The sequence below is a fragment of the Stenotrophomonas sp. GD03877 genome (assembly GCF_029840555.1).
Lineage (GTDB): Bacteria > Pseudomonadota > Gammaproteobacteria > Xanthomonadales > Xanthomonadaceae > Stenotrophomonas > Stenotrophomonas geniculata.
In genome coordinates, this window is sequence record NZ_JAOCCT010000019.1 from 62,632 (window position 1) to 73,979 (window position 11,348).

The 11,348-nt window shown below is 66.6% G+C and carries 9 protein-coding genes; 5 read left to right on the plus strand and 4 right to left on the minus strand.

Going from position 1 to position 11,348, the window contains the following annotated elements; all coding sequences use genetic code 11:
• The first annotated feature begins 20 nt into the window (after window positions 1-20).
• Together N5D20_RS14830 and N5D20_RS14835 are read left to right on the plus strand one after the other, a co-directional pair.
• The gene (locus N5D20_RS14830) at window positions 21-527 is read left to right on the plus strand and encodes a DUF4166 domain-containing protein (protein ID WP_054172380.1); all 507 of its coding nucleotides are present in this window, start codon (window positions 21-23) and stop codon (window positions 525-527) included.
• Window positions 502-939 carry a thiol-disulfide oxidoreductase DCC family protein gene (locus tag N5D20_RS14835; protein WP_049437280.1) on the plus strand — a complete coding sequence of 146 codons (438 nt, stop codon included), beginning with the start codon at window positions 502-504 and terminating at the stop codon, window positions 937-939. Before N5D20_RS14830 ends, N5D20_RS14835 begins: the two co-directional genes overlap by 26 nt.
• A gap of 72 nt (window positions 940-1,011) precedes the next feature.
• Here the strand turns inward: N5D20_RS14835 and otsA are convergent, their stop codons facing one another.
• From otsA to N5D20_RS14855, 4 genes are all read right to left on the minus strand, one after another.
• On the minus strand, window positions 1,012-2,376 hold the full coding sequence (otsA, locus tag N5D20_RS14840) for an alpha,alpha-trehalose-phosphate synthase (UDP-forming) (RefSeq protein ID WP_010481544.1): 1,365 nt from the start codon (window positions 2,374-2,376) through the stop codon (window positions 1,012-1,014).
• Complete coding sequence (locus N5D20_RS14845; RefSeq protein ID WP_010481545.1) at window positions 2,373-4,154, minus strand: glycoside hydrolase family 15 protein; 1,782 nt, start codon at window positions 4,152-4,154, stop codon at window positions 2,373-2,375. The genes otsA and N5D20_RS14845 overlap by 4 nt, the downstream gene beginning before the upstream one ends.
• Before the next feature lie 39 nt (window positions 4,155-4,193).
• Window positions 4,194-4,952: a trehalose-phosphatase gene (otsB, locus tag N5D20_RS14850; RefSeq protein WP_049437277.1), complete on the minus strand. Its 759-nt coding sequence runs from the start codon at window positions 4,950-4,952 to the stop codon at window positions 4,194-4,196.
• Between the two features lie 360 nt (window positions 4,953-5,312).
• Window positions 5,313-7,748 (minus strand): TonB-dependent receptor, encoded by a 2,436-nt coding sequence (locus N5D20_RS14855; protein WP_197579567.1) that lies wholly within the window; start codon window positions 7,746-7,748, stop codon window positions 5,313-5,315.
• 214 nt (window positions 7,749-7,962) lie between these two features.
• Between N5D20_RS14855 and N5D20_RS14860 the strand changes: the two genes are divergently transcribed.
• The 3 genes from N5D20_RS14860 (at window position 7,963) to N5D20_RS14870 (ending at window position 11,187) form a co-directional block, all read left to right on the plus strand.
• Window positions 7,963-8,445, plus strand: a complete 483-nt coding sequence (locus N5D20_RS14860) for a DUF3574 domain-containing protein (protein ID WP_197579568.1) — start codon at window positions 7,963-7,965, stop codon at window positions 8,443-8,445.
• A 36-nt stretch (window positions 8,446-8,481) separates the two neighbouring features.
• Window positions 8,482-9,339, plus strand: coding sequence for an SH3 domain-containing protein (locus N5D20_RS14865; protein ID WP_197579569.1), 858 nt, complete (start codon window positions 8,482-8,484; stop codon window positions 9,337-9,339).
• Between the two features lie 129 nt (window positions 9,340-9,468).
• Complete coding sequence (locus N5D20_RS14870; protein WP_197579570.1) at window positions 9,469-11,187, plus strand: thiamine pyrophosphate-dependent enzyme; 1,719 nt, start codon at window positions 9,469-9,471, stop codon at window positions 11,185-11,187.
• Window positions 11,188-11,348 lie beyond the last annotated feature (161 nt).

The following is an 11,348-nucleotide window of genomic DNA, read 5'->3' on the forward strand; positions in this document are numbered from 1 at the left end:
CTCCGCCGCTGTTCGCGCGCGTGCTGGGGCCGGCCTTTGCCACCCTGGCCGCGCCGGTGCAGGCGCTGCATGCCGCACCACTGCCGTGCCGCTACGTGGGGCAGGCACGGATCGAGCGGGGACGGCACTGGCTGGTGCCGCTGCTGGCTGCGTTGGCGCGGTTGCCAAAGGACGGAGACGCGCTGCCGACCGAAGTGGCGTTCAGAGCACACGGGCAGGGCGAGCAGTGGGCGCGGCGTTTTGGCCGCGGGCCGATGGTGTCGCGGCTGTGGGCGCATGAGGGGTACCTGCGCGAGCAGTTGGGCGCGGTGCGCTTCGAATTTGATCTGCAGGCCCGCGAGGGTGGCATCGACTGGTCGGTGCGGCGGGTCTGGGCGTTCGGGCTGCTGCCGCTGCCGAGGCGCTGGTTTGGTGGCGTGCGTTGCCGCGAAGCCTGGCAGGGTGAGCGTTACACTTTCCTGGTCGATGTGACGCTGCCCTGGGTGGGAGCCCTGATCCGCTATGAAGGCTGGCTCGAACCGCAGTGAGGTTTCCACCGAGACCGGCAGCGCGGTGATCGTATTCGATGGCGTATGCGCGCTGTGCAACCGCTGGGTGCGCTTCCTGCTGCGCTTCGACCGCAGGGGGCGCTATCGCTTTGCGGCGATGCAGGGCGCGCAGGGCAGCGCGATGCTGCGCGCGCATGGGCTGGACCCGCAGGACCCGATGTCGTTCCTGCTGCTGGACGCGCAGGGCGCCTGGACCGATACCGATGCGATCCTGCGCGTGCTGGCGGGGCTGGGCGGCGCCTGGCGTTTGAGCGGCGTGCTGCGGGCAGTGCCGCGCGGCTGGCGTGATGCCGCGTATCGCGCGCTGGCGCGCAACCGTTACCGCTGGTTCGGGCGGCATGACGCCTGTTACCTGCCCGCACCGGAGCAGGCCGCGCGGTTCCTGGATTGAAGAAAAAAGGGGACGGAGGGGATTAAGTCGTTTGTGCACAAACGACTTAATCCCCTCCGTCCCCTTTTTCCCTCAGCCTTCCAGCGCGTCCAGATAGCTGCGGCGCCAGTGGTTGATGTCGTAGGTGCGCAGGTGATCCATCATCGCGTGCCAGCGCTCCTTGCGCCTGCTCAGCGACATCGTCGCTGCCGTGGCGATGGCGTCGGCCACGCCGTCCAGATCATGTGGGTTCACCAGCAGCGCCTGCTTCAGTTCGTCGGCAGCGCCAGCCAGCAGTGACAGCACCAGCACGCCGGGATCCTCCGGGTCCTGCGACGCCACGTATTCCTTGGCGACCAGGTTCATGCCATCGCGCAGCGGCGTGACCAGGCCGACCGCCGCCGCCCGGTAGAAGCCGGTGAGGGTGGCGTGGGTGAAGTTCTGGTTGACGTAGCGCAGCGGTGTCCAGTCGGGTTCGGCGTGGCCACCGTTGATGTGGCCGGCGATCTGTTCCAGCTGGCTGCGCAGCTGCCGGTACTCGGTGACGTCGCCGCGCGAGACCGGCGCGATCTGCAGGTAGGTCAGCGAGCCGCGCTGGTCGGGGTGGCGCTCAAGATAGCGCTCGAAGCCGAGGAAGCGCTCGGGCAGGCCCTTGGAATAATCCAGGCGGTCGACGCCGATCGCCAGCTGGCGGTCACGCAGGCTGTTGCGCAGGTTCTTCACCGCAGCCTTGGTCGCGGCGGTGCCGGCCTGGCGTGCGATCAGCTCGGTGTCGATGCCGATCGGGAAGGCAGCGGCACGGAAGCGGCGCCCGCCCGGTGCTTCCAGCTCGCCGTTGTCGAGTACGCGACCGCCACCGAACAGGCGCAGGTAAGTCTGGAAGCGATCGGCGTCGCGTTGGGTCTGGAAGCCGACCAGATCGTAGGCATACAGCGCAGAGAACAGCCGCAGGTGGTCGGGCATCGCCTGCAGCAGGTCGGCCGACGGCATCGGGATGTGCAGGAAGAAGCCGATGCGGCAGCCGATGCCACGCTCGCGCAGCAGTGCACCCAGCGGGATCAGGTGGTAGTCGTGGATCCAGACGATGTCGTCCTCGCGCAGCAGCGGCGCGAGCTTGTCGGCGAACAGCGCGTTGACCTTATGGTAGGTCTCGCGGGTGCCACGGTCGTAGTCGACCAGATCAAGACGGAAATGCAGCAGCGGCCACAAGGTGCGGTTGGCGAAGCCGTTGTAGTAGCCATCCACCTCGCGCTTGCTCAGGTCAAGGGTGACGAATTCGATGTCACCGTCCTTCTGCGTGTGCAGCGTGCCGCTGCCATCACGCACGCTCTTGCCACTCCAGCCGAACCACATGCCGCCGCGTTCCTTCAGCGCGGCCAGCAGGCCCACCGCCAGGCCACCGGCACGGTTCTCGCCCGGCACCGCCACGCGGTTTGAAACCACCACCAGACGGCTCACGATGCCTCCTGCCAGGACCGCGACAGGCGCATCGCGGCGGTGATCAGGCCGACGTGCGAATAGGTCTGCGGGAAATTGCCCCAGGCCTCGCCGCTGTCGAAGGCCAGATCCTCCGACAGCAGGCCCAGGTGGTTGCGCTGCTTCAGCAGCAGCTCGAACATCTCGCGTGCTTCGTCCATGCGCCCGATCGCCGCCAGCGCATCGATGTACCAGAAGGTGCAGATGGTGAAGCTGGTTTCCGGCTCGCCGAAGTCATCCGGCGCGACATAGCGGTACAGCGAATTGCCATGCTTGAGGTCGCGGCCGATGGCGTCGACGGTGGCAATGAAGCGCGCATCCAGCGCGTCGATGAAGCCGATGTCGGCCAACAGCAGCAGCGAGGCATCCAGCCGGTGGCCACCGAAGGTATCGGTGAAGTGGCCCAGCTCCTCGTTCCAGGATTCGGCCATGATGCGGGCGTGGATGGTGTCGGCGCGCTCGCGCCAGTAGCGTGCGCGGTCATCGCGCTTCAGGCGCACGGCGATCTTGCACAGGCGGTCGCACGCCGCCCAGCACATCGCGCTGGTGTAGGTGTGCACTTCGGTGCGGCCGCGGAACTCCCACAGGCCCGCATCGGGTACGTCGTGCAGGGCGAACGCCTGTTCGCCCAAGGGTTCCAGGCGGGCGAAGGTGTGCGCATCACCCGGGTCCTGCAAGCGCCGGTCGAAGAACAGCTGCGTGGAGGCCAGCACCACGCTGCCGTAGACATCGTGCTGGCGCTGCACCCAGGCCAGATTGCCGCGGCGCACCGGGCCCATGCCGCGGTAGCCGGACAGGCTGGGCACTTCGTCTTCGTCCAGCTTGGCTTCGAAGCCGATGCCATACAGCGGCTGCAGGGTGCCGTCGGTGGTGGCCAGGTTGAAGATGTAGCCGAGGAACTGTTCCATCGTGCGCGTCGCGCCGAGGCGGTTCAGTGCACGCACCACGAACGCCGCATCACGCAGCCAGCAGTAACGGTAGTCCCAGTTGCGCACGCTGCCGGGGGCTTCCGGAATGGAGGTGGTCATCGCCGCGATGATCGCGCCGCTGTCCTCGTACTGGCACAGTTTCAGCGTGATCGCGCTGCGGATCACCGCGTCCTGCCATTCCAGCGGAATGGACAGGTAGCGCACCCATTCGCGCCAGTAGTCGCGGGTGCGCTGGAAGGCTTCCTGCACATAGCCGCTGATCGAACGGTTGAGCGATTCATCCACGCCCAGGATCAGGTGGATGGGATGGTTGAGCACGAACGGCAGGCCGTCGCGCACGAAGCGCACCGGCACGTCGGTGGTCAACCGCAGCACGTGCTCGGGCAGGATCCAGCGCACGTGGTTGCTGCCCCAGGTGGACTCCGGCACGCGTGCGCCCCAGTCCGCCAGCGGTCGCGCACGCACGGTGATGCGCGGGCTGCCGGCCAGCGGACGCACCTGGCGGATCAGGCTGACCGGTCGGTAGAAGCGGTCGTTCTGGCGCCAGCGCGGGGCGAAATCGAGGATTTCCAGTTCGCCACCGTGCGCGTCGCGCAGGACGGTGCGCAGGATCGCGGTGTTGGTCAGGTATTCCTGCTCGCTGCTCGCGAAGTCCTCCAGCTCGATGGCGAAGTCGCCACCGGTCTGCTGGTTGGGACCGAGCAGGGCACAGAAGGTGGGGTCGCCGTCGAAGGTGGGCAGGCAGCTCCAGACAACGCGGGCACGTTTGTCGACCAGGGCGCCGAAGCTGCCGTTGCCGACCACGCCCAGATCAAGATCGGGTTGGGTCATCACGCGGTACATCTCGGTTGCGGCCGTGGGGTGGCCGGGTCAATAGGCATTCTCACGCAGCCAGGCGTGCACGCTGCGTATGTCGGGCAGTGCGAACACCGCCTTGCTGGGTTCCCGCTCGCCCACCAGCACGCTCCAGCCATGCTGGACGTTGGCGGCGTCGAAGCCGAATTCATCGGTGAGGTCATCACCGATGAACACCGGCAGGCGGCCGCGGAACGGCAGGTACTGCATCATCCGGCGCACGGCACGGCCCTTGTCGGTGCCGACGGGCACGAACTCGACCACATGGTCGCCCGGTTGCAGGCGGTAGCTGGCACGACCACGCACGTGGCGGTCTGCGAAGGCGCGGACATCGCTGGCGGCATGCGGCGCGCCGCGCCAGTGCAGGGCCAGGCCGACGCCCTTGTCTTCCACCAGCACGCCGGGATGGCCGTGGGCGAAGCGCATCGCCTGCTGGTGCAGTGCGTGCAGCCATTCGGCGGTGTCGTCGTCGTGTTCGTCGCGCAGCACACGACCATCCTGGCCACGCAGCTCATGGCCGTGCAGGCCGGCGGCAGGCAGTTGCAGGGGAGCGAACAGTTGATCCAGCTGTTCAAGCGGGCGACCACTGACCAGTGCCACGGCACCTTCCAGGCGGTCGCTGATGCGGCCGATGGCTTCACGCACATCTGGCAGCAGCTGCACGGCATCCGGGCGTGCAGCGAATTCGATCAGGGTGCCATCTACATCAAGGAACAACGCGCAGGCATCGTCCAGCAATGGAGGTGGCGGACGCAGGGGGAGCGGTTCAGCCATGACGCCCAGCTTGCCAGCGTGGGCGTGTACGTGGGGTCGAGGGCAGGCTACGGCCTTGCTGCGGTGGGTGCCGACCGTTGGTCGGCACAAAGGGTCAGCCTGCATTGAACCCGGGCAGTGCGGACCAACGGTCCGCACCCACCGAGAGCGATCACTTCCGGTGGGTGCCGACCGTTGGTCGGCACAAAGGGTCAGCCTGCATTGAACCCAGACAGTGCGGACCAACGGTCCGCACCCACCGAGAGCGATCACTTCCGGTGGGTGCCAACCGTTGGTTGGCACAAAGGGTCAGCCTGCATTGAACCCAGGCAGTGCGGACCAACGGTCCGCACCCACCCAAGGCAATTACACCCAGAGCAATCAGAAGGTATAGCGGACGCGGCCGTAGTAGTACGCACCGTTGCTGCCGATCGGGGACAGCACGTCGTACGGCAGGTTGCCGAAGTAGTGGATATCGCTGTTGGATCGATCCGGGTAGTTGTCGGTCAGGTTCTGGCCGCCGATGGCCACGCTCCACTGCGGGGTGATGCGGTACTCGACTTCGGCATCCAGCTGCCACTCGGCCTGGTAGGTCTGGCGCGGGATGTAGCCGTCACCGAAGTTGAACACGCGGGTGGCGCTGCCGTAGCGGTTCACGCGGCTGCTCAGCGACCAGTGGTCGTTGCTCCAGGCTGCCGAGAAACTACCGCGCGTGCGCGGCGTGGCGTCGGTGAGCGTGTTGGTCTCTTCGATGCCGAACAGCACGTAGTCCGGGTTCAGTGCCCGCAGCTGCGCGGGCGTGGCCAGCACGTTCTTCAGCGTGGTCTTGGTGTAGGCGTAGGTGCCGGTCAGCAGCAGCTGGCCATCGCCCAGCGACTGGCGCCAGTTGCTCACCAGTTCGGCGCCGCGGGTGCGGGTGTCGGCGGCGTTGACGAAGAAGCTGGCGCTCTGCAGGCCACTGACGCCGTAGTTGGCGGCCACATAGTCGGTCAGTGCGTCGCCAGTGATGCTCTCCGACAGCGCGATGCGGTCGTCGATGTCGATCTGGAAGAAGTCCAGCGACAGGTCGAAATGCTCGCCGATGCGGCTGGTGAAGCCCAGCGAGGTGTTGATCGATTTTTCCGGCTTCAGGTTCTGCGCACCCAGGCCGCGCGCGATCGGATTGTTGACCGACAACAAGCGGCCCTGCACCAGCTGACCGCCAGCGTTGTAGCCGGTGGAGGTGGACTCGTAGCCGATCTGCGCCAGCGACGGCGCACGGAAGTTGTTGGAGATGGCGCCACGCAACGCGAACGCCGGGGTGAATTCGTAGCGCAGGCCGAGCTTGCCGGTCAGTTCACCGCCGAAATCGTCGTTGTGCTCGTAGCGCGCGGCCAGATCGGTGGAGAACTTCTCGCCGAACTGGCTGGACAGGCTGGCATAGGCGCTGGCGACATCGCGCGACAGGCGCGCCGCATCCTGCGGGGTCAGGCCGCCACCGGCCTGCGAACCGGTCGGGCGGTCGGTGTACGGGCCGGCCGCATAGCTGGCCGGGTCGCCGGGACGGGTCTGGTAGCGCTCATGGCGCGCTTCCACGCCCAGTCCCAGGGTGTGGCTGATGCTCTCGCTCTGGGTGAACACGCGACTCAGATCGAGGTTGCCCACGGTCTGCGCGTATTCGTAGTCAGCGGTCTTGAAACGGGTCGGGCTGGTCGGGCCCAGCGAGGCGTTGAGCGAGTCGCGCAGGCGGTAGGTGAAGTCGTTCTGCCCGTAATCCAGGCTGCCGTCGTAGCTCCATTCGCCCCACTGCCCACGCACGCCGGCCACGGCCTGCACGTCGCGGTTCTCGCCTTCGGAGATCGGCCGGTAACCGTTCGGATAGATCTCCTTCCAGTTGGCATCGCCATCGGGGTAGCGGAAGTAGTTCGCGCCTTCTGTATCCCGCTGGTTGAAGGTACCGAATGCGTAGAACGTCGAGGTCTGGCCCACCGGGATCTCGGTGTTCAGCCACAGATTGATGTCCTTGCTCTTGCCATCGCCCAGCACGTAGTTGCGCTTGCCCTGCAGCGCCAGGTTGCCCGGGGTCTGGTCCCACGGCGGAATCTGGTCGAAGCCGGCGCGGTTGGTGCCGTTGCGGTGCTTGTATTCCAGGCCGAAGCGCAGGAAGCCACCGTCTTCGCCCAGCGAGGTGCCGACCTTGGCGCTGATGTTGCCGGTCTGGCCGTCGGTGAGGGTGCGACCGATCGGCTTGAGGTCGGTGTGGTTGGCACCGTAGCTGGCCTCGATCTCGCCACCGTCGCCGCCGTTGTCGAGGATCACGTTGATCACACCGGCCACCGCATCCGAGCCGTACAGCGCGCCGGCACCATCGCGCAGCACTTCGATGCGCTTGATCGCACTGACCGGAATCGAGTTGAAGTCGACCGGGGTGGTGCCCTTGCCGATCTTGCTGTCGGTGTTGACCAGCGCGGTGTGGTGGCGGCGCTTGCCATTGACCAGCACCAGCACCTGGTCCGGCGACAGGCCACGCAGCTGCGCGGCACGCACATGGTCGGCGCCACCGGAGTTGGACTGGCGCGGGAAGTTGAACGATGGCAGCAGCGCCTGCAGCGCGCTGCCCAGCTCACCGTTGACCACGCCGGCCTTGCGGATGTCCTCAGCGGTGAGCACGTCTACTGGCGAGGTGGATTCGAGCACGGTGCGGTCGGCGGCACGGGTGCCGGTGACGATCACCGTGTCCAGGTTGGTGGCGTCCTGGGCCAGGGCCGGGAGGGCGGCGGAGGAAAGCGCGAGGGCGATGGCGAGGCCGAGCGGCGACGCGGGCAGGCGGACGGACATGGGGACTCCAGCAACAACGACGACGGGGAAGGGGGAGATAGTTTCACTTACATCCATCCGGATGAAGCGATATATTATCTTCGCGTGATGACCGGTGCCGATGCAAGCCCCTGCCGGTCCGGCATGAGCTGATGCCCGGTTGGCATCAGCACGCCGGGCCGGTGGCGCTGTACGCTGCCGGCTCGCCTTGTCCCCCTTCCCCGGAGCTGTACCGATGAAACACCTTGGCCTCGTCTTCGCCGTGCTGCTGGCCACCAGCGGCTGTGCCAGCCTCTCTTCGCAGGCGCCCAGTGCCTATGCCACGGCCACTACCGCCGAACTGAAGGGCGATGCCGCACGCCCGTCCGCCGGCCATGGCTGGGTGCGCAGCGAGCTGTACTTCGGCGTGGGCGAGGAGCAGGGCGCCGGCAACCGCCCGCAGGCCGACACCATCAGCGAGGCGCAGTGGCGCACGTTCCTGGACAAGGAGGTGACCCCGCGCTTCCCGGATGGCCTGACCGTGTTCGATGCCTACGGCCAGTGGCTGTTCCGCGGTGATGCCGCGCCCAACCGCCTGCGCACCAAGGTGCTGGTGGTGCTGCACGAGGACACCCCGCAGCGCCGCGCCGATATCGAAGCGATCCGCCTGGCGTGGAAGCAGCAGACCCAGCATCAATCGGTGCTGTGGTCGCGGCAGCCGGTCGAGGTATCGTTCTGAGTTGAAGGCGCCACCGCGGTGCCGCAGGGACCGATGATGAAACACAGGGAATGCGTGCTGGGCCTGGTGCTGGCGGGATTGCTGGCACCGTCGGCGCAGGCCAGTGGCGACGACGTCGAAACACTGCGGTTCCAGGTGGCCGCGCACGTGCAGGCGCACGCCGATCCCCAGCAGGATGGCAGCATCGCCGTGCAGCTGTCGCCGTCGGGAAAGCGCCAGACGCTGGCGGGCGCGGCCGATGCCGACGGCAATTCGCGCTGGGGTCTGGAGGACGTCGATTTCGATGGCTACCCGGAACTGATTGCGCGTGCATCGGTGGGCATGGTCAACGAAGCGGTGACGGTGTATCGCTTCGATCCGGCCAGTGCCGGGTTCCGAGCGCTGCAGGCCGACACCCACGGCAAGGACAGTTGCGGTGACCTGATGGGGCTGAATGTCGACCGTCCGAGCCGGACCTTGACCAGCAACTGCCGCAGCGGCCCGATGTGGTACACCGACCAGTATCGGTTTGATGGCGCGAAACTCTATCTGTACCGCGCCGAGAGCGTGCTGATGCTGGGCGATACGTTGAACGCCGCGCTGCACTGGGAACAGACCGACGAGCAGGGCCCGTTGGCGGTCTGGCGCACCTATGACCCCGCCGGTCGTGTGCTGGAGAGCGCCATTGCCGATGGCCTGGGTGCACCACCGGATGGGCCGTTGCGTGGTCAGCAGGCCACCGTGGTACCTGCGCGCCTGTTCCTGTTCGACCGGCCCGGTGCGTCCAGCACCAAGCGTTACCTCGTGCAGGGCGATCGCGTGGAACTTCTGGATGAACAGGACGGCTGGGTGAAGCTGCGCTACCGCAACCCGAAGCACGTCGCGGTGGAAGGCTGGATCAACGTCAACGACTGAAAAAAGGGGACGGAGGGAATTAAGTCGTTTGTGGCACATACGACTTAATTCCCTCCGTCCCCTTTTTTTGCGGAGGCATCACTTCTACGGGTCTAGCCTCGGACGTTCCCCCGTTCGAGGATGTATCCGATGAGCAAGCGCGTGGCCGAAATCGTGGTGGACGCCCTGCAGCAGGCCGGTGTCCGCCGTTGCTACGGCATCGTGGGCGATACGCTCAACCATGTGACCGATGCGATGCATGGTAGTGACATTGCCTGGGTGCACGTGCGGCATGAGGAAGTAGCAGCCTTTGCCGCCGGCGCCGATTCGCTGGTCAGCGGCGAGCTGACCGCCTGCGCCGGCTCCTGCGGCCCCGGCAGCCTGCATTTCATCAACGGCGTGTTCGAGAGCAACCGCAACCGCGCGCCGATGGTGCTGATCGCCAGCCAGGTGGTGACCAGCGAGCTGGGCATGGAATTCCCGCAGGAAGTGGACTTCAAGGCGGTGTACGCCAGTTGTTCGGTGTTCTGCGAGCAGGTGCACAGCGCCGAACAGGCACGCCGCGTGGTCACGCTGGCCTGCCAGGCCGCGATCAGCCGCCGCGGCGTGGCGGTGGTGATCCTGCCAGCCGACATCAGCCAGGCCGAGGTGAAGCACGATGTGCCGTTCTCGGTGCACTACACCCAGCCGGTACTGCGCCCCTCCGACGCCGAACTGCAGCGCATCGCTGAGCTGCTGGGGCAGGGCAAGCGCATCGGCGTCTACGCGGGTGCCGGTTGCCAGGGCGCACACGCGCAGCTGCTGGAACTGGCCCGGCGCCTGCAGGCACCGATCGCGCACACCTCGCGCGCCAAGGACTTTGTCGAGCCGGACAACCCGTACAACATGGGCATGACCGGCATCTTCGGCATCGAATCCGGCTTCCACACACTGATGGCGTGCGACACGCTGCTGCTGCTCGGCGCCGATTTCGCCTGGGGCCAGTTCTACCCCGACAAGGCCACGATCATCCAGGTCGACCGCGATGGCAGCCACCTCGGCCGCCGCCACCCGGTGAACCTGGGTGTGGTGGGCGATATCGCGCCGACGCTGGATGCGCTGCTGCCGATGCTGCCGCCGCGCGAGGACAGCAGTTTCCTGGACGAGTGCATCGAGCGTCGCGACAAGGCGCTGAAGAAGCGCGAACAGGAAGAACAGCCGGGTGAAGGCGAGCTGATCCACCCGCAGCACCTGACCGCGTTGCTGTCGAAGTATGCGACCGACGATGCGCTGTTCACCGCCGACGGCGGCTCGCCGATGGTCTGGGTGCTGCGGCATATCCGGGTGAATGGCCGCCGCCGCACGCTGACCAGCTTGCTGCACGGCACGATGGCCAACGCGATGCCGCAGGCGCTGGGCCTGCAGAAGGCGTTCCCAGGCCGCCAGGTGATATCGCTGTCCGGCGACGGAGGCCTGGCAATGCTGCTGGGCGACCTGCTGACGGCAGTGCAGGAAAACCTGCCGATCAAGGTGGTGGTGTACAACAACAGCTCGCTGAACTTCGTCGAGCTGGAGCAGAAGGTGGAAGGGCTTCTGGACAACTACACCGATCTGAAGAACCCGGATTTCGGGCGCCTGGCCGAGGTGATCGGCTTCCACGGCCGCACGGTGACCCGTAGTGAGGATCTGGAGGAAGCGGTGCAGGATTTCCTGTCGCAGCGCGGCCCGGCACTGCTGGACGTGCACACCAGCCGCGCAGAGTTGGTGATGCCGCCGCAGATCGAGGCCAAGCAGGTCGCCGGCACGGCGCTGTACGCGGCCAAGGCGGTGTTGAATGGCCGCTTCGACGACGTGAAGCATCTGCTGGTGGACAATTTCCTGAAGAAGTAGGGGGGAGTCGATGCAGGGCTGCGCCCTGCACCCGCCGAAACCACCGCAACCGCCGAAGCAAGGTCAAAAGCAGGTTTGCCGTGAGTAGGCGGGGTGGGTCCGGTTGCGGGGGACGCTGCAAGTACGTCCATGTAAGCTCGGTCGCCGCATCCATGCGGCTC

What these genes read in the sequence shown, in the direction of transcription:
- N5D20_RS14870 (WP_197579570.1), top strand. Translation starts at nt 9,469, where the DNA reads ATGAGCAAGCGCGTGGCCGAAATCGTGGTGGACGCCCTGCAGCAGGCC.
- N5D20_RS14860 (WP_197579568.1), top strand. Translation starts at nt 7,963, where the DNA reads ATGAAACACCTTGGCCTCGTCTTCGCCGTGCTGCTGGCCACCAGCGGC.
- N5D20_RS14835 (WP_049437280.1), top strand. Translation starts at nt 502, where the DNA reads ATGAAGGCTGGCTCGAACCGCAGTGAGGTTTCCACCGAGACCGGCAGC.
- N5D20_RS14845 (WP_010481545.1), bottom strand. Translation starts at nt 4,154, where the DNA reads ATGACCCAACCCGATCTTGATCTGGGCGTGGTCGGCAACGGCAGCTTC.
- N5D20_RS14865 (WP_197579569.1), top strand. Translation starts at nt 8,482, where the DNA reads ATGAAACACAGGGAATGCGTGCTGGGCCTGGTGCTGGCGGGATTGCTG.
- N5D20_RS14855 (WP_197579567.1), bottom strand. Translation starts at nt 7,748, where the DNA reads ATGTCCGTCCGCCTGCCCGCGTCGCCGCTCGGCCTCGCCATCGCCCTC.
- otsB (WP_049437277.1), bottom strand. Translation starts at nt 4,952, where the DNA reads ATGGCTGAACCGCTCCCCCTGCGTCCGCCACCTCCATTGCTGGACGAT.